The sequence below is a fragment of the Xenorhabdus thailandensis genome (assembly GCF_037996785.1).
Taxonomy (GTDB): Bacteria; Pseudomonadota; Gammaproteobacteria; order Enterobacterales; family Enterobacteriaceae; genus Xenorhabdus; species Xenorhabdus griffiniae.
The window spans coordinates 134,693-158,397 of sequence record NZ_JBBMXF010000013.1 but is presented as its reverse complement, the minus strand read 5'-3'; the positions used below and the strand labels follow the sequence as shown (position 1 = coordinate 158,397).

Genomic DNA, 23,705 nt, shown 5'->3' with positions numbered 1-23,705 from the left:
TTATTAATGGTGTCAATTATAAAAACATTAGTTTCTATTATTTATATGGCGGAAACGCCCTTAATTCAATTAAAAAATGAGTTAAACCAAAAATAGCGTTGCCAATCCCAAAAAGATAAAGAAGCCGCCAGTATCGGTAATTGCAGTAATCATGACACTGGAGCCGATGGCGGGATCTCTTCCCAATTTCATCATAATAAACGGAATCAAGACGCCCATCAGTGCGGCCATCAGTAGATTCAATATCATCGCCATTGTCATGACTCCCCCCATAGCAAGGTCACCATAGAGCAGATAAGTGATGACGCCCATGATCCCTCCCCAAATAATGCCATTGATAAAGGCAACACCAAGTTCCCTTAATAGCAGGTAAGAGAAACTCCCTGTCTGGATTTGATGCAGGGCGAGTGCACGGACGATCATGGTGATGGTCTGGTTACCGGTATTGCCGCCAATGCCTGCGACGATAGGCATTAAAGTTGCAAGAGCGACAAGTTGGGATATGGTATGCTCAAATAGCCCGATAACGCGTGATGCCACAAATGCGGTGCACAGATTGATGGCAAGCCATGTCCAGCGGGTTTTGACGGCCTGGCCAACAGGCGCAAAAACATCTTCTTCGCGACTTAATCCCCCCATGCGGCGAATATTGGTATCCGTTTCTTCACTCAAGGTATCAACAATATCTTCAACAGTCAGGCGTCCCATTAGACGTCCGTTATTGTCGACCACAGCGGCAGAAATCAGGTCATAACGTTCAAATGCACTGGCGGCATCTTCACCTTTTTGCTCCGGTAAGAAAGTCACGGTATCCGTATTCATGACTTCGGAAACCAATTTATCCGGTACGTTGGTCAGCAAAGTGGTGAGAGGCAGCTCTCCCTGTAGGCGATTTTTGCGGTCAATAACAAAAATTTTATCTGTTGTTTCAGGAATGGTGTCTCGGGAACGTAAAAAGCGTTGCACGGTGCCGAGTGTCACGTTGCCTCGCACTGTCACGAACTCGAAATCCATCATCTGGCCGATGCTGTCTTTGTGATACTGCAATACTTCTCGAATACGATTGCGTTGACCCGGCTCTAAATAGGTCAGCAAGCGTCGAGTGGTGTCACGGGGAAGGTGTTCTGCGATATAGGCTTGTTCATCTACGTGCAGTTTACCGATAGCACGTAACAATTCAACGTCAGTCATATCCTTGATCAGGTTATCCCAAACAGGAATGGAGGCTTCGACTAAAACCTCACCGCGCTGGTTATTGTCAATCAAACGCCATAGAGCGAGGCGTTCATCATAAGGTAAGGCTTCCAGAATGTCGGCAATATCGGCAGTATGCAATCTGGCCAGTAGCGCACTGACTTCCTCTATTTTCTCCAATAACTGTTCGTCACTGATTGCTGAATGTTCATCAGCCTGACCTAATAATGTATCGACAAATAGCTTATCGTGGGTAAATAGGAAAAGCAGGCGTTGACGAATATGTGCCAGTTTTCGGGAATGCTGATTGGCAAAAGTTAGATGATCAGGTGTAAAGGTCGGTTGTGACATAGTAAACCTTTAAAGGTAGAAAATAGGGCTAACAATCGGCGATTGTAATAATATCGCCATAAATTTGACAGCTATTGGGTATTATATTCTATTTTCGAACCACTTAGCGGCGTCACCCATTGCTGCTGGGTTTGCTGATGATGCGCCAATGCTGCCATAAATGAATAGATAAAGCGTCCAAAGAAAATAAAGAAGCTGATAAACAGTACCAATTTTATAATTTGAACAGTTTTCTTTTTCTTTTTCATAACGCGATATCGTTAAGTCGATTCCTCTTCAATGTGTAAATGCCAGCCAGCCACATCATTCCAATAGCTTTGTTCTTGCTCCAAATCGAGCAACACAAGTGCGTTTTGTTTTAGATAGTTTTTAGGTAAGTAGAGCATCCAATGACTATGATCCGTTTTTAGCCTTAGTGTCTCCGGTGTCGTGGTAGCCTGGCGTTGGTTATTCAACAAGGTTGCCAATCGCAATATCTTAAGCATAGGAAGATACTGTTTTTTCTTAAACAGATAGAAGCGAGGGTGTTCATGTATTTTAACCGCTTTACGATGGTAACGTACCAGCGTTGCCAGCAACAGTTGCTGTTCTTGGGTAAATCCGGGTAGATCGGTATTTTGCAGGATGTAAGCTGAATGCCTTTGTAATCCACTCAGATTGATGCTTAAACCGACTTCATGCAGCATGGCCGCCCACAGTAGAATAGATTCCAGTTGAGGATGGACGCGTTTGGGATTTTGTTCTGACCATTGGTCATAAAGATTTTTGGCGGTGCTCCAAACGCGGGTTGCTTGTTCTCGATCGATATTATAATGTTCGGCAAGGCTTTTGGCCGTGCGTTGGCGAATATCTTGATGGCGGAAACGATCTTCCATTTCATACAGTACACCTTCCCGCAATGCGCCATGAGACAAGCGTAATTCCTGAATATGCAAAGCATCAAAAATACCGCACAAGATTGACAACCCAGGCACAAACGTTTGTTTACGGTCATTGGATAATCCCGGCAATTCCAGCGCATTGAAATTTTTGTATTTCAGGACACGTTTCACCAGCATGTTTAGGCGCTCTGGGGTAATCAGGCCATCTTTCTCACCCAGTTCGACCAACAGTTCATGTATTGCCTTGATCGTCCCTGACGCCCCTAAAGCAAAATCCCAGCCTTTTGCCCGAAATTGCCAGACGAGGTTTTCCAATTTTTGCGCTGCCTGGAGTCGTGCTTTGCGAAAATTATGCTCATTAATGATACCGCCGGGGAAGAACTGGCGGGAAAAACTGACACACCCCATACGACGACTTTCAATCAACAGGGGTTCAAAGTCTTCACCAATGACCAACTCCGTCGAGCCGCCACCAATATCAATCACCAGTTTCCGACCTTTTTCCGGCTGTGTATGCTCAACTCCCATGAAAATCAGGCGAGCTTCTTCATGGCCAGAAATAATTTCAATGGGATAGGGGATCACTTCTTTTGCTTGTTGCAGAAATTCTTGTACGTTGGTCGCTTCACGTAAACTATGCGTTCCCACCAAACAGACATTACCTGCGGAAAAACCTTGCAACCGTTCAGCAAACAGAGCGAGGCATTTCAGGCCTCGGTTGATGGCTTCTTCGCTTAACTCGTTCTTGCTGTTTAAACCATCGGCAAGATAAACCCGTTTCTTTAAACGCCCGATAACCTGCAATGCACCGTTTACAATACGGGCGATGACCATGTGAAAGCTATTGGAACCCAAATCAATCGTGGCAATTTCTTGCGGTTTGGGCATTGGGGTATCGTGTTTCAATGGCATAGATCAGGCCCTTGGTTCCGGTTGTTCAAGGTTTTTCAAATAATCATAAACAGCAAGCTGAGCGCGGATTTTACGCTTATTTCCTCGCGGAACATAGCGATTGCTCAATTCCTTATCAATATATCGTGCTTTGACGGTATCACTGAATTGCAGTTCAAGGATATCCATAACTTGTTGTTTTAGCCTGGGGTCGAGCAGACAAACTGCCACTTCAATGCGATAGTCAATGTTACGGGTCATCCAATCGGCTGAAGAAAGAAAAATTTTTTCGTTGCCTTTGTTGGTGAAAACATAAACACGATCATGTTCCAGAAAACGATCCACAATGCTGGTGACTTGAATGTTTTCACTAAATCCAGGTTGGTTGGGAACCAAAGAGCACATACCTCGTACCAGAATGCGGATCTTGACACCCGCTTCAGAGGCATCATACAGACGGTTCACTAATTCCTTATCCACCAGATTATTGATTTTCAAAGTGATGCCTGCCAGTTCACCGGCTTGTGCATTTTCAATTTCTTGGGTAATCAATTGATTGAGCATCGCCCGCGAATTTTGGGGCGATACCATTAAATTATCAAATGTGACAGGGCGATAAGGGTTTTCAATAAAGTTAAACACGCGGCGAACTTCATTGGTGACTTCAGGTTTGGCGGTCAGCAGAGAATAATCGGTATAGAGCCGCGCTGTTTTTTCGTTGAAATTTCCCGTACCAATATGGGCATAACGGATAATTTCTTCCCCTTCCAGACGCGAAATGATGAAGAGTTTTGCGTGAATTTTCAGGCCAGGTGCGGAGAAGATAACATGTACACCAGCTTCAGTGAGACGTTTTGCCCAGTGAATGTTAGCTGCTTCGTCAAAACGTGCCTGTAATTCAACCACGACAGTGACTTTCTTGCCGTTGTAGGCGGCGTGGATCATGGCATCAATAATGCGTGAGTCTTTTGCGACGCGGTAGATATTAATCTTAATCGAAAGCACACTGGGATCGAAAGAAGCCTGACGCAGCAATTCCAGCACATGTTCGAATGTGTGGTAAGGGTAATAAAGCAGCACATCTCTTTCACGGATAGCGTCGAACCCGTTGCGGAAATGGTCGAACCAGGTATGGCGCAGCCGCGGCATAGGTTTATTTTGCAGATTCCGATTGCCTTCATTGGGAAATTTGATGAAATCTTTAAAGTTATGATAACGGCCACCGGCAATCACCGAGTCATCATTGGATAACCCCAGCTTGCTCCGCAGTAGTTCCACCATTTCATCAGGCATATCACGCTGATAAACAAACCGTACAGGTTCCGCTGTCAGTCGCTGTTTCAGCGTGGAAGACATGAGTTCCAGCAAGCTGGATTCCATCTCTGTTGCCAGATCATATTCGGAATCGCGGGTCATTTTCATCGAATAGACGTTTAAGGTATCGTAATCGAAGAACCCTTTGAAAATTTCATCCAGTGTGTAACGCAAAATATTATCAAGTAATATCATTGACTTGCGTTTTTTTGGCATCTCCGGAGGCAGGTTGACGAAACGCGGAACTTTATCTGATGGAATTTCCAACAAAGCATATTGTGTTTCTTGCCCGCGAATAATTTCAACAGCCAGATAGGTGTAATCATCTTTGAGAAACTCAACTAAATTAGTTTCTGGATTGATGACGATTGGCGTGATATGTGGCCGCAAATGTTGGCGAAAATATTGCCGCAACCAGATCTGTTGATTCGGGGATATCTGCCGTTCATTGATCAAGAAAATCTGGTTACGAGCCATTTCCAGCAGCAAATCGTTATAGAGAGCATCGAACTCTTGATCGATTTTGGCAACCTTAGTCTGGATCTTTTTCAACAATTGGCGGGCAGCAGTGGCTGAACCTCGCTCTTCACTGATAAGAATACGCCGCTTTACATCAGCAAAGCGCACTTTATAAAACTCATCTAAGTTGTTGGAGTAGATCCCTAAAAACCTCATTCTTTCAATCAGCGGGTTACTTTTATCAGCCGCTTCCTGAAGTACACGTTCGTTGAAAGAGAGCCAACTGAGTTCTTTCTCGTTATAAAGACGATCGTGGGACATTACTACTCCTTTCTACTCCATTGGGTTTTCCACTTAGTTTAATGATTGGTGTTTAACGAGTCGATGTGCTGATTTGGGCTTCATGGGTTTTCCTGGCGAAATAGTGGTGCTGGAAAGTACACATCCTGATAGCGGTATGATAAGAGCCGTTGACGAAAAATTCATCGATTAATTCACCTTCAGTATAGAATCCCAATTTATTGTATATATGAATGGCTTTCACATTCTCTTTATCAACAATCAGATACAGCTTGTAAAGATTTAAGACAGCAAAAGCGTATTCCATCACAAGTTTGACGGCTACCGCTGCGTAACCTTGTCCTTGATAAGCAGGGGCGATGATAATCTGGAATTCTGCACGACGGTGGACATAATCAATCTCGACCAGTTCCACCAACCCGACTTTGGAGTTCAGGCTTTCGATAATAAAACGGCGCTCGCTTTGGTCATGAATATGCTTGTCATAGAGGTCGCATAATTCGACAAAGGCCTCATAAGGCTCTTCAAACCAGTAGCGCATAACACTGGCGTTATTATCGATTTGATGAACAAAAGGAAGATCTTCCCGTTCAAGAGGACGTAAATTTACCGATGGATTTTCCGAACCACTGGACATTGGATACCTCAGTGTTTTGTAGTGAAATCGATAGGGTTTAACTTCAAGATGCGTGTGATTTATCCCCGTGAAGCGGGGGAGAAATCACGTTTCATAGCGTGTCGTAAATTGCAACTTGCAGTTTAATGCGTATAAATATATTTGATATTGAATAATGTTCGAATAAATAATAATTGCAAGATAAATCAATCTAAAATAGCAACTTACAGCAAAGTGTTACTGGAATATAGCAGTTAAAAAAGATTATAACAAAATCTGCTAACACAGAGCTGTAAGTTGAAGTCAGCGGGTTAACTTATTCTGATGCATAACCTTGTGGTGGCAGAACCTTGCCATCCATCATTGCGTTATTGCCTTCCATTATCAAACGTTGATCTAAAAACCAGCTAATAACCAAAGGATAAATATGGTGTTCCTGGGTTTGTACACGCCCGATAACGTCTTCTTCTTTATCTTCCGCAAAAATGGGCACTTTAGCCTGTAAAATAATCGGGCCACCATCTAATTCTTCAGTAACGAAATGGACGGAAGTGCCATGTTCTTTATCACCATTTTTAATGGCTTTCCGATGGGTATGCAGCCCTGGGTATTTAGGCAAAAGGGAAGGATGAATATTGAGCAGGCGTCCATAATAGTGTTGGACAAATTCGGGCGATAAGATCCTCATGTAACCGGCTAAAACCACTAAATCGGGTTCATATTGGTCAATGGCTTTGAGTAGGGCGATATCATAATTTATACGATCTGCATAAGATTTTGGATTGATAAAGTGGGCAGGAATATCTGCTTGTTCAGCACGTTGCAGGCCATAGGCATCGGCATTATTACTGAAAACCGCAGCAATATATCCATTAATTCGGTTTTGCTGGCAGGCGTCTATGATGGATTGAAGATTGCTGCCATTGCCGGAGATTAAAACGACAATTTTTTTCATAACGGGTTTTCACTGAAGAAATTCATTGATTAATCTGTGCTTCATTTTTCAAGCTACAGCCCATAAAGCTGTAGCTTGAAAGCAATCAGACAAAATGTTTATTTTGTAATAACGACAGGTTGCTCATCGGCATTTAGTTCAGTAATTGTACCAATTTGCCATGCATTTTCGCCTGACGCGGTCAGATACGCAATGGCTTGTTCTGCCTGAGACTGAGGAAGGGCAATTATCATACCGACTCCGCAGTTAAATGTGCGGTACATTTCATGCTCGCTGACATTGCCGGCTTGTTGTAACCAGGTAAAAATCGCCGGCCATTGCCAACTGTTAGCATTGATTCTGGCCTGCATGTTTTCTGGCAGAACACGCGGAATATTTTCCCAAAAGCCGCCGCCAGTCAGATGTGCAATCGCATGAACATCAATTTTTTCAATCAGCTCCAGAATAGATTTGACGTAAATTTGGGTTGGGGCAAGTAAGTGATCGGCAAGGGGTTTTCCTTCAAGCTCAGTAGTTTCAGGATCTGCCTGACTGACCTCAAGAATTTTACGAATTAAAGAATAACCATTGGAATGTGGCCCGCTGGATGCAAGTGCAATCAGGGCATCACCGGTCTGAACCTGACTGCCGTCAATAATTTCCGATTTTTCAACAACACCAACGCAAAAACCCGCGACATCATAATCTTCACCGTGATACATACCGGGCATTTCTGCTGTTTCACCACCGACTAATGCACAGCCTGCTTGTTTGCAGCCTTCTGCTATGCCCGTGATGACACTGGCGGCGGTATCGACATCCAGTTTGCCGGTAGCATAGTAATCAAGGAAGAAAAGAGGTTCGGCGCCTTGTACAACCAGATCATTGACACACATAGCGACCAAATCAATGCCGATAGTGTCATGACGTTTCAAGTCCATGGCCAGACGCAGTTTGGTTCCAACGCCATCTGTACCGGAAACCAACACCGGTTCACGATATTTCTGGGGCAGGGCACATAATGCACCGAAACCACCTAATCCTCCCATCACTTCGGGGCGACGGGTCTGTTTTACGACACCTTTGATACGATTGACTAAGGCATTACCAGCATCAATATCGACGCCAGCATCTTTATAACTAAGAGAGGTTTTGTTGGTCACTGCGTAGCTCCCAGGCGGTTGCATTTTTACGAATAAACAGAACGGCGATAATTCTAACAGCCTAAGCAAACGTTTGCGATAGCTTTATATTGGTTTCCTGTTAGATCAGGATCGAAGAAAATAACTCGTTAGTGATAAAAATTGATAGATTGGTGGTGGTTTGATGCTGAAAAGGAGTTATAATCCCGCGATTTTTTTATCTACCGGCTATTAGGAGAAACCCATGAAGATCGTTGAGGTTAAACACCCGTTAGTTAAACATAAACTTGGCCTGATGCGAGATCATGATATAAGCACCAAACGCTTCCGTGAACTGGCCTCAGAGGTAGGTAGTCTTCTGACATATGAAGCAACTGCTGATTTGGAAGTCGAGAAAGTCACCATTGATGGATGGTGTGGTCCGGTAGAGATAGATCAGATTAAAGGGAAAAAGATTACGGTAGTCCCTATCCTGCGTGCGGGTTTGGGCATGATGGATGGTGTACTGGAAAATATCCCTAGTGCACGGATCAGTGTTGTTGGCGTCTATCGTGATGAAGAAACACTTGAGCCAGTGCCTTATTTTCAGAAATTAGTCTCCGATATTAATGAACGCATGGCATTGGTTGTCGATCCAATGTTGGCAACCGGTGGCTCTATGATAGCGACCATTGATTTACTGAAAAAAGCAGGATGCCCTGTCATTAAAGTGTTAGTTTTGGTTGCTGCGCCGGAAGGGGTGGCTGCTTTGGAGAAAGCTCACCCTGATGTTGAATTGTATACCGCGTCAATTGATAACCATCTTAATGAACATGGATACATCGTCCCTGGTTTAGGGGATGCAGGCGATAAAATATTTGGCACTAAATAACATTGATAGCCGGCTGGAAAGTCGGCTTTTTTTGGTTTCTAGCAAGGTGATACAAGAGGACATCAATCATGACTCGTCGAACTATTGGAGTAGAAGAAAGACCTCCTTTGGCACAGACTATTCCTTTAAGTTTGCAACATCTATTTGCCATGTTTGGTGCAACTGTTTTGGTTCCCATTTTATTTAAAGTTAATCCGGCGACAATTTTGTTGTCCAATGGCATTGGTACATTACTGTATTTAGTCATTTGTAAAGGAAAGATCCCAGCTTACTTAGGCTCCAGCTTTGCTTTTATTTCGCCTGTATTGTTGTTACTGCCTTTGGGATATGAATTGGCATTAGGTGGATTTATTGTCTGTGGTTTGTTGTTTTGTTTGGTGGCCCTGCTTGTCAAAGTTGCAGGAAGGGGATGGATCAATGTGATGTTTCCTCCGGCAGCGATGGGCGCGATTGTTGCCGTGATAGGCCTGGAGTTGGCAGGTGTTGCTGCTGATATGGCGGGGTTGCGTCCAGCGGCAGGTACTGAAATTAATATGACTAACCTGACCATATCCATGGTTACGCTGGGTGTGACTATTTTGGGATCGGTGATATTCCGTGGCTTTATGGCGATTATTCCGATTCTGATTGGTGTCTTGGCTGGATATGCGCTGTCATTTTTTATGGGGGTTGTAGATTTAACCCCAGTACGCGAAGCGCCGTGGTTTGCATTGCCGACGTTCTATACTCCGCGCTTTGAATGGGTTGCCGTTATGACAATTTTACCCGCGGCGCTGGTGGTAATTGCTGAGCATGTAGGTCACTTGGTGGTAACGGCAAATATCGTACAGAAAGATTTATTGAAAAATCCAGGTTTGCATCGTTCAATGTTTGCCAATGGTTTTTCAACGATGATTTCGGGTTTCTTTGGTTCAACACCTAATACGACTTATGGTGAAAATATTGGTGTCATGGCGTTGACCCGCGTATATAGCACATGGGTGATTGGTGGCGCTGCGGTAATGGCAATCTTGCTTTCCTGCGTTGGTAAATTGGCGGCAGCAATCCAGATGATCCCAATTCCAGTGATGGGGGGTGTTTCACTATTACTATATGGTGTGATTGGTGCATCAGGCATTCGCGTTCTGATTGATTCGAAAGTTGATTACAGTAAGGCGCAAAATTTGATCCTGACTGCCATTATTTTGATTATTGGTGTCAGCGGCGCGAAAATTCAGATCGGTGCAGTAGAATTGAAGGGCATGGCGCTTGCAACTGTTGTGGGAATTAGTTTAAGCCTGTTTTTTAAACTACTCAGTTTTATTCGGCCAGAAGAGCCATATATTAACTCTTCTGTGGAATCAATCAGAAATGATAAGAAGAGTGAAGTAGTAAGGTAAAAGATATTAATGAAAATTATTGGAAAGGGTTTTTCTAAAGCCCTGGCTATTTAAAAAATTATTTTCTCTATCATTTTACTTTGTCATTTATAACGCTAAATTTTTTCTTTACAGACAATATCTATTGTTAACTTTCATCGAAAATAAGTTAAGATGGATAATGCAAAATTTTTGGCAATATAGTCTATTTTTACTTTTGGTTTTTATTTTTTACTATTGCCAATATTGCTTATTGATAGTAATGGAATTACCAGATATATACGCATTAAACTTCAAGTTGTAATTTACAACACGCGATGAAACCTGATTTCTCCCCCGCCTCGCGGGGAGAAATCACGTGCATCTTAAAGTAAAATTGGTATAAGAATTTTTACTCTAGGTTATTCTAACTTAAGAAAGAAATAGGTGTTGTTTTGTGACTGGTCGTAAGTTATCCATTTTATGGGGAAATATGCTTTAATGATAATCTCCTACTTTAAACAAAGCATTCGTTTCATTTATAGAGACTTTTTGTGGTAGACTTAGCACTGTTCGTTATCCATTCTGTTTGAGGTGCTTCTGAATACACCGTCGCAGCTTTCATTACCATTATATTTGCCCGATGATGAAACTTTTGCCAGTTTCTTTGCAGGTGAAAATACTTCCTTATTAGCTGCAATAAAATTGGCTATTAGTCAGTCGCATGGCAGTTATATCTATTTTTGGTCCCGCGATGGCGGGGGTAAGAGTCATTTGCTTCACGCAGCCTGTGCCGAATTGTCCCAACAGGGAGAAGCTGTAGGGTATGTACCACTAGATAAACGCGCCTATTTTGTTCCTGAAGTCCTTGATGGGATGGAACATTTATCATTAGTGTGTATCGATAACATTGAGTGTATTGCTGGTGATCAGGAATGGGAGATGGCCATTTTCAATCTCTACAACCGCATCGTAGAAATTGGCCGAACTTGTCTTTTAATCACTGGTGATCGTCCTCCACGGCAAATTAATCTGACGTTACCGGATTTGGCATCTCGTCTGGATTGGGGGCAAATTTACAAATTACAGCCTCTGTCAGATGATGAGAAAATCCAGGCATTGCAACTACGAGCAAAATTACGGGGTTTTGAATTGCCTGAGGATGTGGGGCGTTTTGTGTTGAAGCGACTCGATAGGGAAATGCAAACGTTGTTCAGGACATTGGATGAGCTTGATCGGGCTTCCATTGTGGCACAACGCAAACTAACGATCCCGTTTGTCAAGGATATCCTTGAGCTTTGAGTGAATAAAACAGTAAGAAAATGAGATCAGAATAAAAAAGTGATAGAGAATATATACCAATCTCACTTTAAGATGCGTGTGATTTCTCCCCGCGAGGCGGGGGAGAAATCAGGTTTCATCGCGTGTTGTAAATTACAACTTGAAGTTTAATGCGTATATTCCTATCACGTTTTTATTAAAAAATAGTTACAGCAGAATTTCTTTAACCTGCTCAGGAGGACGTCCCAAACGAGCTTTATCACCGACAACAACAATCGGGCGTTCTATCAATTTAGGATTTTCAGCCATCGCCTGGAGCAATGCGTCTTGGGATAACGTGGCATCGTCCAGGCTCAATGTCTTGTAGAGATCTTCTTTAGTACGCATTAATTGGCGAGCATCGTTGAAACCGAGTTGTTGCAAGAGTATGGCAAGCTGTTCTGCTGTAGGGGGAGTATCAAGATAGTGAACGATTTCTGGTGTAATACCGAGTTCTTCAATCAGCTTAAGAGTTTCACGGCTCTTTGAGCAGCGGGGGTTGTGGTAAAAAGTCACTTTTTTTGTGTCAAGATGTTGCATGTAAAAAATCCTTCATTTTTTATATTGTTCATAACTTTGTTGCAGTTGGCGTAATTGATCAATACGGGCATCATATCGCGCTTGTTCATAACTGCCCAATTTGGCCAATGCACTGGCTTTACTCAGTTGTTCGATAGCGGAATCAAAATTGCCTTGCAATGCCATGATTTCCGCATAGGCGGTGAGTTCATCATTATGTTTTCCCTGTGCTCCGGCAGTTTTTCTTAATAATATCCAGCCATTAAGATCGTCAGGATGATTGAAAGTATAACGAAACAGAAGTTGTGATGCCTGAGAATACTTTTTATCCATAAAATAGGCATTGGCGAGGTTAATTTGTAATACTGAATTGTTTTTCAATTTCTTGAGAGCATCCTGCAAGCGAACGATGGCGTTGGTATACTGTTTTTGTCCAATATCGATATCAGTCATCATATCAATAAACCAGATGTTGTCTGGTTGTTTATCTAGCAATGGAGAGAGTATTGCTTTGGCCTCGGCATACTTTTTATCGTCAGAAAGCAAAATAGCGCGTCCATAGGCAGCAGCCCGCTGTTCTTTGGCGGTTCCCTGGCTATATTTCTTTAGCCATTGATCAATGTAGGGACGTTGATCAGTTGAATACATGGTTAGAATACGGACACGGGCGAACAGAAAATCCTGGGATTCTGAAACGGCTTTAGTTGAATATTGATTGGCCCGATTACGGGCGTCAGCCAAGCGGCTGGCAGGTAATGGGTGAGTATATAGCATTTCAGGTAGTTTGGAGCTATAGCGAGATTGATCGACCAATATTTGCATGAAATCAGGCATACCGTGCGGATCAAATCCCGCTCGACTAAGTGTTTGCATTCCAATACGATCAGCTTCTTGTTCATTGGATTGGGTAAAACTGATCATGCCTTGTTGGACGCCTGCAAGTGTGCCGCTGAGTGCAGCCATGCCGGCTTGTGGATTGGCTATCATAAGCAAAATAGAGCCTAATGTGCCGGTCCATGCCAGAGGGCTGGTCCGTTTTTGTTCTTCTATCCATCGTGCTAAGTGTCGCTGGGTAACATGGGAAATTTCATGAGCCATGACAGATGCCAGTTCACTTTCATTGTTACTATAGCGAAACAGGCCCGAATGAAGAACAACATTACCACCGAAAAATGCAAGGGCATTAATATTAGGGTTATCTATCAGATAGAAGTGGAAAGGCGTTTTGACTGAATCGGCGTGATTGACTAATTTTTGCCCTAATTGATTAATGTATTGAGTCAGCAGCGGATCATAAATCAGGGGAGCTTGGGATCTCATTGAGCGGATATATAAATCACCCATAGCCATTTCCTGATTGATGCTGAGAGCTGCTCCCGCTGTGGTACCGATATCAGGTAGCGAATCTTCATCCGGTGCAGAGAATACAGGAGGATTCCCCAATAATAACAGGCTAATAAAAAGCGTTATCAAAGATTTTCTGGGCGTTTTTCTCATAAAGCGATTCTCATAAAATAGTGTGCTCCGTTTTAGCTATCAATTTCATGAATACTTTTATGAACAAAAGAGTACCTTAAAACCATTAATCATAATAAATTTTAGTGAAAAATACTCATTAAGTATTATCGCAAAGGAGTGGTATTTATGTTGGATATGATCATGCAGTGGTATCGTCGCCGTTTCGCTGATCCACAAGTTGTTGCATTATCGGTCATTTTATTGGTTGGTTTTGGGATCATCTACTTTTTTAATGGAATTTTGGCACCTGTCCTTGTAGCTATTGTGTTGGCTTATTTGTTGGAATGGCCTACGACACAATTAAGCAAGTTGGGATGTAGCCGTACCCTCTCTGTTGCTATTATATTAACAGTATTCATGGGAATCAGTGCGTTGATGATCTTGATTGTAGCCCCAACCGTCTGGCAACAAGGTTTAAATTTGTTTTCCGATCTTCCCAATATGATTAATCGGTTTAATGAGTACGCGCTTACTTTTCCCTCCCGTTATCCTGCGCTGGTTGATGCCGGTATTGTCGATATGGTTGCTGATAGCCTGCGTAGCAAACTCTCTTTGGCGGGTGAGTCTGTTTTTAAGTTTTCGGTTGCCTCTCTGATTGGATTATTGACTCTGGCGATTTATCTGATCCTTGTTCCCTTGATGGTGTTCTTTCTATTGAAAGATAAAGACCAAATAGTGGCGGCATTGCGGCATGTATTACCACGTAATCGTAGTTTGGCCGGAAAAGTGTGGCGTGAAATGAATCAGCAGATTACCAATTATATCCGCGGTAAAGTGACAGAAATGGTTATACTGACTATCTGCACGTATGCTGTATTTGCCTTCTTTGGATTGCATTATTCTTTGCTACTTGCGGTTTTGGTTGGTTTGTCTGTACTCGCTCCTTATATCGGTACCGTACTTGTTACTATTCCAGTTATTGTTGTGGCTTTGTTTCAGTGGGGCTTTGGGGCTGATTTCTGGGGGCTGTTTGTCGCATATTTGGTCGTACAGGGGTTAGATGGTAACTTGCTTGTGCCAATCTTATTTTCGGAGGCAGTCAATCTTCATCCGCTTGCCATCATCCTTTCTGTCATTATTTTTGGTGGATTATGGGGATTTTGGGGCGTTTTCTTTGCTATCCCACTCGCTACGTTAATCAAAGCAGTTATTCATGCCTGGCCAGAAGAAAAAGAATGATAACGACCAATATCATAACTGATTGTAGCGAAGGATGTTTAGGTTCGCTTTGAGCGACAATGCAATAAATACCAAACAAATAAACTAACGCGATGCTCGACTTTTATGGTGAGTTGAAATGACATAGCCGCTCCTTTATAACTTTAAGTCGCCAAACTGAGAGAAATAAAGGAACAAAGGCTATGTCACAGCAAGATTTTATCATTTGGGTGTTTTGTTGGGTAGACGATAATTTAACGGCGTTACAGCAAAGCTCTCGATTCAGAAGCCGGGGATACCCACCTAAGCTGAGCGATGCGGAAGCCATCACGATGGAAGTGGTAGGTGAATTCTTAGGCTTTTCAACGGATAAAGGAATTTGGACGTACTTTCGTGATCACTGGTGCGAGTGGTTTCCGGGACTGGGTTCACGCGCCAATTTTGCTAAACAGGTTGCGAATCTTTGGGCTGTTAAACAAAAGCTGCAAGAAAAGCTGGCGAGGTTATTGGGTGCGTTCGATAGGCCGGTACATATTGTCGACGGATTTCCGTTGCCCATCTGTGGATTCAAAAGAGCGAAAGGCAGTGCCAGCTTTAAAGGACAAGCTGATTATGGGTACTGCGCCGCCAAAAACGAAACTTACTACGGCTTTAAAGGGCATCTCATGATAGATGAAACTGGCGTAGTAACGGGATTCACATTGACGCCCGCCAATGTCAGTGAGCGTGAAGCGGTCTGGGACTTGACTAGCCCAATAAAAGGCTGTTTGCTCGGCGATAAAGGTTATTTAAGTTTTGAATTTCAAGAGGAAATGAAGCAGTCGGGTATTGAAATGATAGCCCCGGTGCGTGCCAATATGGATGACCCAGTCCCCAGAGAAACAAGAAAGCGCATTAATGCCAAACGGCGCTTAATTGAAACCGTCATTGGTCAACTCGCTGGGCAATTTGCTATCGAGAAGTGCTGGGCACGGGATTTGTGGCATTTGAGTAATCGAATAGCCAGAAAACTGCTTTCTCATACACTGGGTATTTTTGCCAATTTTAAACAAGGTAAAAGTCAACGCGACTGGCTTCAACAAGCCCATGTTATAGGGAGCTAAAGTTGAGCATCGCGTTAAACTAAGTTGCCGCCTTATTGATTGAGCGGCAACTCAAAACTTATTGTGCCTATACTGACAATTAATGCTGGTTTAGGTAATCAAGTACAACTTGGTGATGATCACTGGTTTTGAATTTATTAAAAACGTGTTCAATCTCACCTTGTGGGTTAATTAAAAAACTGATGCGGTGAATACCGTCATAGATTTTTCCCATAAACTGCTTTTCTCCCCAAACACCAAACTGTTCGGCAACTTGGTGGTCAATATCAGAAAGCAGTGTGAAATTCAGCATCTCTTTTTCTACAAAGCGGGATAGCTTTTCAGGTGCATCTGTGCTGATACCCAGGACTTCAACATTGGCGTTTTTTAGCTCATCCATAGCATCACGTAAGCCGCAGGCTTGGGTTGTGCAGCCGGGTGTCATTGCTTTGGGATAAAAATAAACTAAAACACGTTGACCTTTGAAGTCAGATAAATTAATGGGTTCGCCATCTTGGTCAGGAAGGCTGAATTGTGGGGCCTTGTCTCCGGCTTTCAATGGACTCATCACTTATTCTCCGTTTAATCGTTTTGATTTAAATGATCTTGTACGATAATACTGCCTTGTGCATTTAATTCTGTACATAGGTGATGAAAATTTTCTTTAAATATCGTGCCATTGTCATCAACTGGGTTGTGACCTGTAATTTGGATTTGCAGGCGAGCTGGGTGATTTCCTTCGGCTGGGTGAGTTTTTGATACCAGTTCTGCGATATTAAGATCTTGGGTCGTGAATAAACTGGTGAAACGCTCAACAATGCCCGGTGAATCATCTACATCCACTTTAACGGTGATGATCGAAGGAAATTTTTTCTGGATACCGCATCGGGTACGTTTCATCACTATGAGTAATTCAAGTTCTGCACCCTTCTGCGGCAAGGTAGATTCGATCAAGGTAATGGCGTTCCAGCTACCAGATAGCAACATGATGAAAGTAAATTCTTCGCCAAACATAGCTAAACGGCTGTCTTCAATATTACAGCCGCATGTACTGACGAGGCGGGTAATGGTATTGACAATGCCGGGACGATCGGTACCTAAGGCAGTGATCACTAAAAAATGCGGTTCTGATGTTGGCAAAGCGATTTTCCTTTAATTTTAGTCAGTGTGTGCTGTCTATAGTTGTGTTTTAACATAAAAAATGATCAAGAGAAGGTCAATCGCATTTGTTTAAGAGAGCAAAATTATAATTTATGTTTAATCGGCTACACTTGATATTAACAAAATTCATTGAAATCGTGTGGTTAAAGAGTTTTCTTCCGTATAACAAGAAAGTACCATTAACTTCTTATTTGCAGTTTTAGGTTTAACTAAGGGGAAATGGCAATGGTAAGCAATCATTCTGGTTTTACAGGCAGTATAGTTGCATTGATAACTCCGATGGACTCAGATGGTCAGATTGATAAGACCAGTTTGAGAAAATTAGTTGACTATCATATCGCCAGTGGCACGTCTGCGATTGTATCTGTTGGAACAACAGGCGAGTGTGCAACACTTAACCATGACGAACACGTTGATGTTGTACTGACAACACTGGAAATGGCTGATGGGCGTATTCCGGTGATTGCAGGAACAGGGGCAAACGCGACAGCAGAAGCTATCTCTCTGACCAACCGTTTCGAAAATACGGGGGTTGTGGGTTGCCTGTCAGTCACACCTTATTATAATAGACCCTCACAGGAAGGTTTATATTTGCACTATCAGGCAATCGCTGAGAATACTGACTTACCACAAATTCTGTATAATGTACCATCTCGTACCGGATGTGATTTATTGCCACCGACAGTCGCTCGCTTAGCGAAATTGAAAAATATTGTTGCGCTTAAGGAAGCGACAGGGAACTTAAGTCGTGTTAGTCAGATCCAAGAATTGGTTAGCGATGAAGATTTCATTCTTCTGAGTGGTGATGATGTAAGTTTTGTCGATTTCATGCAGCTTGGTGGTAAAGGGGTTATTTCTGTCACGGCAAATGTTGCGGCAGCGGAAATGGCACGGATTTGTGAATTGGCTGGGCAAGGTGAGTTTTTGCAAGCTCGTGAACTGAACAGCCGACTGATGGAGTTGCATCATCAATTATTTGTTGAACCTAGCCCGACACCAGTGAAGTGGGCGTGCCGTCAATTGGGGTTGGTTGCCGATGATACATTGCGTTTGCCAATGGTTCCGCTAACGCAGGAAGGGCAAATTCCAGTTGGTAGTGCCTTAAAAATAGCTGGATTACTGTAAAATTTTAGGGAATTTTAATGGCAACATTATTGCAAAAATCGAAGGTTATGAAGATTGCTGGTTTGTCGTTGGTGGTTTTTTTAGCTGCCTGTACCAGCGATCAGCGCCATAAACGTGAGGTAAATGGGGATCAATCCTATCTTGACATGCCACCTCTGAAACTATTGAACGTCCCTGCGGGAATGACATTACCACTGCAAAATGGTGAGTATAATATTCCGACAACGACTACCGCGGGGGCTGTGGGTAAAGATTTGGATATCCGTCCCCCACTGCAAGCTCTTGCATTGTTGACGGGTTCCCGCGTTGAAAATAGCGCTAACAGCAGTAAGTTGTTGCTTGAAAACACGCCAGAACACCATAACTTATGGTCTCAGATAAACAAGTTGTTGACGGAAAAAGGGTATAAGATCAGCCAGAAAGATGATGCTGCACAAACCTTAACGACAGATTGGATTACATGGCAACGGGCGGATGAAAATGTTCCTTATCAGGGACGTTACCGTATTTCAGTGGCCAAACAAGATTACCAAATAGCACTATCTGTTGCGAACGAAGGTTTGAAACAGGGAGAAAAGGAAATTACCGATCCGGTAAAAATCCAGCGTTACAATGTCGTAATGCTTAATAAATTGGCGAGTGACTTAAGCCAGCAACAAGAAGCCGCGGGCTTGAGTAATGCTAAAAATTCAGGCCCACTATCGGTACAAAGTGGCAGTGATAATACCGGATTACCGCAAATTATCGTGCGTGCACCATACAATATCGTCTGGAACAGATTGCCATACGTGTTGGAAAGCATCGGTATGAAAGTCACGGATCGTACTCGTTCTACCGGAGCGATAGAGGTGACTTATGAAGAACTTAGTTCCTCTGACTGGAAAGCGCTGGGAGTCGAAGCGCCTTCCATCCGCGGAGGAAATTATAAGTTACAGGTGGGTGATTTGGACAACCGAAGCAGCCTGCAATTTATCAGCGACAAAGGTAAGCCGCTGACTCAATCTGAAAATGATCAAATGGTGGCTGCGCTGGAAGCTGCGTTTAGCCAATCCAAAGATAAGTAATCTATATAAAGGGGCCTAGGCCCCTTTATATTTTGGGTACGTTTTTTGTTTAATTAGTTACGTTTAAAGACGTTATATTTCTGGAGTGTAAAATGCAGAAAAAAGCTGAGCTGTATCGTGGAAAGGCAAAAACAGTGTATACCACTGATAATCCTGACTTACTTGTGCTGGAATTCCGTAATGATACATCAGCATTGGATGGTGAACGTATTGAACAGTTCGATCGCAAAGGAATGGTGAATAATAAATTCAATCATTTCATTATGAGTAAACTGGAAGAAGCGGGCATTCCGACACAAATGGAACAACTGTTGTCAGATAATGAATCCTTGGTGAAAAAATTGGATATGGTGCCTGTTGAGTGTGTTATTCGTAACCGTGCCGCAGGCTCCCTTGTGAAGCGTTTGGGGGTGGAAGAGGGAATAGTGCTTAATCCGCCACTGTTTGATCTGTTTTTGAAAGATGATGCCAAACACGATCCTATGGTTAATGAATCCTACTGTGAGACATTCGGTTGGGTGAGCAAGGCGCACTTAGCTGAGATGAAACGTCTGAGCTACAAGGCCAATGAAGTATTGAGCAAACTGTTTGATGATGCAGGCTTGATTCTGGTGGATTTTAAGTTGGAATTTGGTTTGTTCAAGGGCAAGGTTATCTTGGGGGATGAGTTTTCACCGGATGGCAGCCGTTTATGGGACAAGCAGACGATGGATAAAATGGATAAAGATCGTTTTCGCCAAAGCCTCGGTGGCCTGATCGAAGCGTATGAGGAAGTTGCACGCCGTATTGGCGTTATTTTGGACTAGTGACGCAAACGATTACTTAAAGAATATAATATAAAATAGGCAGGATGCTCCAATAATCAAAAGGGCATCCTGTCACTTGTCTTGCAGGTTGGATAAACTTTAAAGTAGGGATTTGGTTATTTGCTTCCAGCCTTTTTGGTGCATACAGCCGTAATAAAATTCGCTTCTAGAACCCTCGTTGACATCCGTCACATAGCTTTCGATCATGGGAACATTTTGACTGTAGTAACCGTTTTTTCCACATTGCTCTTTATTGAAACAAGGTTGCTGCACCATTTTCAGTGTTGATCTTTGGGCAACTTCATTTTTGATAGGAAATTGTTGTAATGCTGATAATCTGCATTCAACTTTTGCTTCACTGAAAGGAACAGGATTACTACTTGCAGGGACCCATTGAGTGGTGCAACCCGCTAAAGAGAGACAGATTATCATGGAAGAGGTTAATTTTTTCATATTCATATCGCTTATACGCACGCATATTAGCTGCAAGGCACTTCTTACAACCTTTCTGCATTTCCCTTGGTAAAAAGGCGTTGGTGTTTAAAAGGTTAACTCTCAAGAAACAGGAGTTGTATCTTGGTTTATATGGTTAATTATTTATTAATGTGATTGTTTAAGACAAGGATGTTAACAAACTACCCGTTGTTGCGCTATTACCCAATTTTGGGATGGCTCTTTATAAATATTTTTGATTAAGTGCAAAAATTTTAAGTTATCATCTTTTCCATGCCAGAATTTATATTGCCTGGCCTAAAAATTCTATCGGAGTTTACAGGAAATAAAAACTCATGAGTCATATCGATCCTACTTTACTTATTTTGCTCGTGCTTGCCGGGCTTGGCATCATCAGCCATAACATGACAGTGACACTTGCCATGTTATTTCTATTGGTAGTGCGTATTACGCCATTGAATCAATTTTTCCCTTGGGTGGAAAAGTACGGCTTGACGATAGGTATCCTGATTCTGACTGTAGGAGTCATGGCACCTATCGCAAGCGGGAAAATCTCCGCACAGGAAATTTTTAGCTCTTTCTTAAATTGGAAATCACTGCTGGCTATTGTTGTGGGTGTCCTGGTGTCATGGCTGGGAAGCCGTGGTGTGGCTCTGATGTCTGGTCAGCCTTCTACCGTGGCTGGATTATTGGTCGGCACTGTATTGGGCGTGGCCTTATTTAAGGGAGTTCCGGTAGGCCCTCTGATTGCCGCTGGCATTTTATCACTTATGATTGGTAAGTCGTGATCATGCGGGTAGCCATTTTAACCACCAGATATTTCACCTGTTATACAGTTCACTTTATGGATAGTTCGTACTATGTATAGCGTATGGGCAATGTTGCAGGCACAGATGCAACAACAGGGACAGCGCCGTTTAGTTGTTTTGAGTGGTGATCCGCAATGGAGTGAATGGATTGTCAATCAGCTAACAAAACAGTTTCAAGGGGACTGGTTAACGGTTTCAGCTCATGTGTCTGGGGCCATTGAGCCAACAAAAGCCGCCAACTTGCTTGGCCGTGAATTCTTGCATGGTGTTTTTGATGCGACTCAAGGGCTTAATGCTGAAGCATTGGCGATACTGGCTGGCACACTAAAAGCGGGAAGCTGGTTGGTGATGCGCGTACCAGCCTGGTCACAATGGCCAGAACAGCCTGATGAAGATAGTTTGCGCTGGAATGAATCGGCAGATGTTATTTCGACACCTCATTTTATTCGTCATATTCAGCAGCAAATCCTGGCCTTTCCTGAAGTATTATTATGGCGTCAGGAAATACCTTTGCAGCTATCTCAGATATCACCATTGCCTGCAACCGGAGCGTGGCAGAGGCCTGATGGCAAGCCTACGGTAAGCCAGCAATCTATTCTTGACGAATTGTTACAGGCCACACGAGGCGTTTGGGTGATCACCGCACCACGGGGACGGGGAAAATCGGCTCTGGCAGGAATGTTAGTGCGATATTGGCAGGGGAAATGCTGGCTATGTGCCCCTGCCAAAATAACCACAGAAGTTATTCGACGTTACTCTGCTATCACAGATTCTGTTGAGCAGAAATCGTCAGAGCAAGAAACGCCTTTTTGGTCAGTTGACAATTTGTTGAAATATTGCCGAGCGAAAAAAGGTCACTCGGAAAATAAAAGTGATGCTGATTGGTTATTGATTGACGAAGCAGCCGCGATCCCAACGCCACAATTAGCCGAATTAATTCGCCATTTTCCACGGGTATTGTTGACTTCAACCGTTCAGGGCTATGAGGGAACGGGACGTGGTTTTTTATTGAAACTTTGTGCTGAATTGCCTGACTGCCATATTCGTGAATTGAAAACCCCTATGCGCTGGGCTGAACATGATCCATTGGAAACGTGGCTGGATAGTGCGCTGTTATTCGATGATAAATCGTTCGTTTATGACACACGATTAAACGCAGAAGAATTACATTTTCACGCGATCTGTCAGCCTGAATGGTTACAACAGGCTACATTACTGCGCCAATTTTATGGCTTATTAACCAGCGCACATTACCGTACCTCTCCCCTTGATCTGCGGCGATTAATGGATGGTAACGGAATGACATTTTTGGCAGCCCTTTCTGGTTCTCCAAAACATGATCAACGATTGATTGGTGTTTTGTGGATGGTGAACGAAGGTGGTTTGTCACAGACATTAGCACATGAGATCTGGGCAGGACGTCGGCGACCAAGAGGTAATTTAGTGGCTCAATCCCTGGCGGCACATGGCGGTTTTCCGCAGGCGGCAACTTTGCGATCGCAGCGAATCAGCCGTATTGCTGTGCAGGCTCAATATCGCCGTCGTGGTATCGCACAACATTTGATAATCCAACAATGTCAGGAAGCCAGTAAACAAAAGCTGGATTTTCTCTCTGTCAGTTTTGGTTATACCGCTGATTTGTTGGCTCTTTGGCAAAAATGTGGTTTTCGCTTGGTGAGAATGGGAACTTATCGAGAAGCAAGCAGTGGTTGTTATACCGCAATGGCTGTTTTGCCTTTGAGTGAACAGGGAAAACGATTTACCCAACTCGCACAACTGCGATTAGCCAGAGATGCCAAAGGATTGGAATCGTTACTCGGTTTTACCTTGCCGGTTGAGCATGATAGTGACGAACAGCTCAATGACAGTGATTGGCAGGAATTGGCTGGGTTTGCATTTGCTCATCGTCCTTTGTCAGCGTCCTATTTTGCATTACAGAGATTACTGTTGAAGAGCAGCTTGACCTTGCCTGCGCTGAGAAAGCATCTTCAACAGCGGCTAAGTATCGAACAATGTGTTAGCGACTTATCGTTAAATGGCCGTAAGGCCCTATTAAAACAGTGGCGTGAAGAGACTGCTGATGCATTGGCAAGCATTGATAAAATACTTGCCAAGCACTGGAGAGACTGGGTTATTTCTTACGATCCTGCTGCGGCCAATCATCCTCATCATCCCATTGAGCATTAAGATCTCGGTGCGGGGGCAATTCGGGTTTGTTATCTAAGAAAGATTTCTTATCGACGCGGCTTAGTGCTTTTACTGCATTAACAATAATGCCGACGAGCACTAACAGAACAATCCACCAATAATCTATCAACCATTGCATGGTATTTTCCTCAGAGTGTTTGGAGCCTCTTCCATGAGGCTCAGGAGCCTAATGAATTATTTTTATACCAATCC

General features: G+C 43.2%; 23 protein-coding genes. 10 read left to right on the top strand and 13 right to left on the bottom strand.

Annotated features, from left to right (window positions below):
- Window positions 1-81: 81 nt before the first annotated feature.
- From mgtE to purM, 7 genes are all read right to left on the bottom strand, one after another.
- Window positions 82-1,545, bottom strand: coding sequence for a magnesium transporter (mgtE, locus tag AAC853_RS14250; RefSeq protein WP_338882613.1), 1,464 nt, complete (start codon window positions 1,543-1,545; stop codon window positions 82-84).
- A gap of 71 nt (window positions 1,546-1,616) precedes the next feature.
- On the bottom strand, window positions 1,617-1,793 hold the full coding sequence (locus AAC853_RS14245) for a YfgG family protein (RefSeq protein ID WP_340614926.1): 177 nt from the start codon (window positions 1,791-1,793) through the stop codon (window positions 1,617-1,619).
- Between the two features lie 12 nt (window positions 1,794-1,805).
- Entirely contained in the window at window positions 1,806-3,338 is a 1,533-nt protein-coding gene (gene ppx, locus AAC853_RS14240; protein WP_340614925.1) for an exopolyphosphatase, read from the bottom strand.
- 3 nt (window positions 3,339-3,341) lie between these two features.
- Window positions 3,342-5,411, bottom strand: coding sequence for a polyphosphate kinase 1 (gene ppk1, locus AAC853_RS14235; protein WP_338882610.1), 2,070 nt, complete (start codon window positions 5,409-5,411; stop codon window positions 3,342-3,344).
- A 52-nt stretch (window positions 5,412-5,463) separates the two neighbouring features.
- Window positions 5,464-6,027: a spermidine N1-acetyltransferase gene (gene speG, locus AAC853_RS14230; protein ID WP_273558020.1), complete on the bottom strand. Its 564-nt coding sequence runs from the start codon at window positions 6,025-6,027 to the stop codon at window positions 5,464-5,466.
- Window positions 6,028-6,322: 295 nt separating this feature from the next.
- The gene (gene purN / locus AAC853_RS14225) at window positions 6,323-6,961 is read right to left on the bottom strand and encodes a phosphoribosylglycinamide formyltransferase (RefSeq protein ID WP_338882608.1); all 639 of its coding nucleotides are present in this window, start codon (window positions 6,959-6,961) and stop codon (window positions 6,323-6,325) included.
- A 98-nt stretch (window positions 6,962-7,059) separates the two neighbouring features.
- A complete protein-coding gene (gene purM / locus AAC853_RS14220; RefSeq protein ID WP_340614924.1) occupies window positions 7,060-8,103 on the bottom strand; it encodes a phosphoribosylformylglycinamidine cyclo-ligase in 1,044 nt (347 codons plus the stop codon).
- 223 nt (window positions 8,104-8,326) lie between these two features.
- Here purM and upp point away from each other — a divergent pair, with 223 nt between their 5' ends.
- The 3 genes from upp to hda all read left to right on the top strand — a co-directional run bounded on the left by upp (window position 8,327) and on the right by hda (window position 11,592).
- The gene (gene upp / locus AAC853_RS14215; protein ID WP_338882605.1) at window positions 8,327-8,953 is read left to right on the top strand and encodes a uracil phosphoribosyltransferase; all 627 of its coding nucleotides are present in this window, start codon (window positions 8,327-8,329) and stop codon (window positions 8,951-8,953) included.
- Between the two features lie 68 nt (window positions 8,954-9,021).
- Entirely contained in the window at window positions 9,022-10,332 is a 1,311-nt protein-coding gene (gene uraA / locus AAC853_RS14210) for a uracil permease (protein WP_340614923.1), read from the top strand.
- A 552-nt stretch (window positions 10,333-10,884) separates the two neighbouring features.
- Window positions 10,885-11,592, top strand: coding sequence for a DnaA inactivator Hda (gene hda, locus AAC853_RS14205; RefSeq protein ID WP_074019532.1), 708 nt, complete (start codon window positions 10,885-10,887; stop codon window positions 11,590-11,592).
- A gap of 186 nt (window positions 11,593-11,778) precedes the next feature.
- Here hda and arsC read toward each other — a convergent pair whose 3' ends face one another.
- Window positions 11,779-12,150: an arsenate reductase (glutaredoxin) gene (gene arsC / locus AAC853_RS14200; protein WP_338882601.1), complete on the bottom strand. Its 372-nt coding sequence runs from the start codon at window positions 12,148-12,150 to the stop codon at window positions 11,779-11,781.
- A 12-nt stretch (window positions 12,151-12,162) separates the two neighbouring features.
- Window positions 12,163-13,626, bottom strand: coding sequence for a beta-barrel assembly-enhancing protease (gene bepA, locus AAC853_RS14195; protein ID WP_340614922.1), 1,464 nt, complete (start codon window positions 13,624-13,626; stop codon window positions 12,163-12,165).
- A 147-nt stretch (window positions 13,627-13,773) separates the two neighbouring features.
- Here bepA and AAC853_RS14190 point away from each other — a divergent pair, with 147 nt between their 5' ends.
- Together AAC853_RS14190 and AAC853_RS14185 are read left to right on the top strand one after the other, a co-directional pair.
- On the top strand, window positions 13,774-14,826 hold the full coding sequence (locus AAC853_RS14190) for an AI-2E family transporter (RefSeq protein ID WP_340614921.1): 1,053 nt from the start codon (window positions 13,774-13,776) through the stop codon (window positions 14,824-14,826).
- Between the two features lie 182 nt (window positions 14,827-15,008).
- Complete coding sequence (locus tag AAC853_RS14185) at window positions 15,009-15,908, top strand: IS982 family transposase (protein ID WP_340614596.1); 900 nt, start codon at window positions 15,009-15,011, stop codon at window positions 15,906-15,908.
- Window positions 15,909-15,987: 79 nt separating this feature from the next.
- Here AAC853_RS14185 and bcp read toward each other — a convergent pair whose 3' ends face one another.
- Window positions 15,988-16,455, bottom strand: coding sequence for a thioredoxin-dependent thiol peroxidase (gene bcp / locus AAC853_RS14180; RefSeq protein WP_340614920.1), 468 nt, complete (start codon window positions 16,453-16,455; stop codon window positions 15,988-15,990).
- 14 nt (window positions 16,456-16,469) lie between these two features.
- Window positions 16,470-17,027: a glycine cleavage system transcriptional repressor gene (locus AAC853_RS14175; RefSeq protein WP_338882593.1), complete on the bottom strand. Its 558-nt coding sequence runs from the start codon at window positions 17,025-17,027 to the stop codon at window positions 16,470-16,472.
- Between the two features lie 246 nt (window positions 17,028-17,273).
- Between AAC853_RS14175 and dapA the strand changes: the two genes are divergently transcribed.
- The 3 genes from dapA to purC all read left to right on the top strand — a co-directional run bounded on the left by dapA (window position 17,274) and on the right by purC (window position 20,043).
- Entirely contained in the window at window positions 17,274-18,173 is a 900-nt protein-coding gene (dapA, locus tag AAC853_RS14170; protein WP_340614919.1) for a 4-hydroxy-tetrahydrodipicolinate synthase, read from the top strand.
- Between the two features lie 17 nt (window positions 18,174-18,190).
- Complete coding sequence (gene bamC, locus AAC853_RS14165) at window positions 18,191-19,237, top strand: outer membrane protein assembly factor BamC (protein ID WP_340614918.1); 1,047 nt, start codon at window positions 18,191-18,193, stop codon at window positions 19,235-19,237.
- A 92-nt stretch (window positions 19,238-19,329) separates the two neighbouring features.
- Entirely contained in the window at window positions 19,330-20,043 is a 714-nt protein-coding gene (purC, locus tag AAC853_RS14160; protein WP_340614917.1) for a phosphoribosylaminoimidazolesuccinocarboxamide synthase, read from the top strand.
- A 99-nt stretch (window positions 20,044-20,142) separates the two neighbouring features.
- On the opposite strand, the gene AAC853_RS14155 is transcribed toward purC, so the two are convergent.
- Window positions 20,143-20,496: a hypothetical protein gene (locus tag AAC853_RS14155; protein WP_273558003.1), complete on the bottom strand. Its 354-nt coding sequence runs from the start codon at window positions 20,494-20,496 to the stop codon at window positions 20,143-20,145.
- A gap of 335 nt (window positions 20,497-20,831) precedes the next feature.
- Between AAC853_RS14155 and AAC853_RS14150 the strand changes: the two genes are divergently transcribed.
- Together AAC853_RS14150 and AAC853_RS14145 are read left to right on the top strand one after the other, a co-directional pair.
- Complete coding sequence (locus tag AAC853_RS14150; RefSeq protein WP_273558002.1) at window positions 20,832-21,284, top strand: DUF441 domain-containing protein; 453 nt, start codon at window positions 20,832-20,834, stop codon at window positions 21,282-21,284.
- A gap of 72 nt (window positions 21,285-21,356) precedes the next feature.
- A complete protein-coding gene (locus AAC853_RS14145) occupies window positions 21,357-23,492 on the top strand; it encodes a tRNA(Met) cytidine acetyltransferase TmcA (protein WP_340614916.1) in 2,136 nt (711 codons plus the stop codon).
- Here AAC853_RS14145 and AAC853_RS14140 read toward each other — a convergent pair.
- On the bottom strand, window positions 23,437-23,631 hold the full coding sequence (locus AAC853_RS14140; RefSeq protein WP_340614915.1) for a YpfN family protein: 195 nt from the start codon (window positions 23,629-23,631) through the stop codon (window positions 23,437-23,439). The two genes, AAC853_RS14145 and AAC853_RS14140, sit on opposite strands and share 56 nt — an antisense overlap.
- Window positions 23,632-23,705: the final 74 nt, after the last annotated feature.

Excerpts from the sequence above, each read along its gene's own strand:
- mgtE (WP_338882613.1), bottom strand. The coding sequence starts at position 1,545 with ATGTCACAACCGACCTTTACACCTGATCATCTAACTTTTGCCAATCAG.
- AAC853_RS14245 (WP_340614926.1), bottom strand. The coding sequence starts at position 1,793 with ATGAAAAAGAAAAAGAAAACTGTTCAAATTATAAAATTGGTACTGTTT.
- ppx (WP_340614925.1), bottom strand. The coding sequence starts at position 3,338 with ATGCCATTGAAACACGATACCCCAATGCCCAAACCGCAAGAAATTGCC.
- ppk1 (WP_338882610.1), bottom strand. The coding sequence starts at position 5,411 with ATGTCCCACGATCGTCTTTATAACGAGAAAGAACTCAGTTGGCTCTCT.
- speG (WP_273558020.1), bottom strand. The coding sequence starts at position 6,027 with ATGTCCAGTGGTTCGGAAAATCCATCGGTAAATTTACGTCCTCTTGAA.
- purN (WP_338882608.1), bottom strand. The coding sequence starts at position 6,961 with ATGAAAAAAATTGTCGTTTTAATCTCCGGCAATGGCAGCAATCTTCAA.
- upp (WP_338882605.1), top strand. The coding sequence starts at position 8,327 with ATGAAGATCGTTGAGGTTAAACACCCGTTAGTTAAACATAAACTTGGC.
- uraA (WP_340614923.1), top strand. The coding sequence starts at position 9,022 with ATGACTCGTCGAACTATTGGAGTAGAAGAAAGACCTCCTTTGGCACAG.
- arsC (WP_338882601.1), bottom strand. The coding sequence starts at position 12,150 with ATGCAACATCTTGACACAAAAAAAGTGACTTTTTACCACAACCCCCGC.
- bepA (WP_340614922.1), bottom strand. The coding sequence starts at position 13,626 with ATGAGAAAAACGCCCAGAAAATCTTTGATAACGCTTTTTATTAGCCTG.
- AAC853_RS14190 (WP_340614921.1), top strand. The coding sequence starts at position 13,774 with ATGTTGGATATGATCATGCAGTGGTATCGTCGCCGTTTCGCTGATCCA.
- AAC853_RS14185 (WP_340614596.1), top strand. The coding sequence starts at position 15,009 with ATGTCACAGCAAGATTTTATCATTTGGGTGTTTTGTTGGGTAGACGAT.
- bcp (WP_340614920.1), bottom strand. The coding sequence starts at position 16,455 with ATGAGTCCATTGAAAGCCGGAGACAAGGCCCCACAATTCAGCCTTCCT.
- dapA (WP_340614919.1), top strand. The coding sequence starts at position 17,274 with ATGGTAAGCAATCATTCTGGTTTTACAGGCAGTATAGTTGCATTGATA.
- bamC (WP_340614918.1), top strand. The coding sequence starts at position 18,191 with ATGGCAACATTATTGCAAAAATCGAAGGTTATGAAGATTGCTGGTTTG.
- purC (WP_340614917.1), top strand. The coding sequence starts at position 19,330 with ATGCAGAAAAAAGCTGAGCTGTATCGTGGAAAGGCAAAAACAGTGTAT.
- AAC853_RS14155 (WP_273558003.1), bottom strand. The coding sequence starts at position 20,496 with ATGAAAAAATTAACCTCTTCCATGATAATCTGTCTCTCTTTAGCGGGT.
- AAC853_RS14150 (WP_273558002.1), top strand. The coding sequence starts at position 20,832 with ATGAGTCATATCGATCCTACTTTACTTATTTTGCTCGTGCTTGCCGGG.
- AAC853_RS14145 (WP_340614916.1), top strand. The coding sequence starts at position 21,357 with ATGTATAGCGTATGGGCAATGTTGCAGGCACAGATGCAACAACAGGGA.
- AAC853_RS14140 (WP_340614915.1), bottom strand. The coding sequence starts at position 23,631 with ATGCAATGGTTGATAGATTATTGGTGGATTGTTCTGTTAGTGCTCGTC.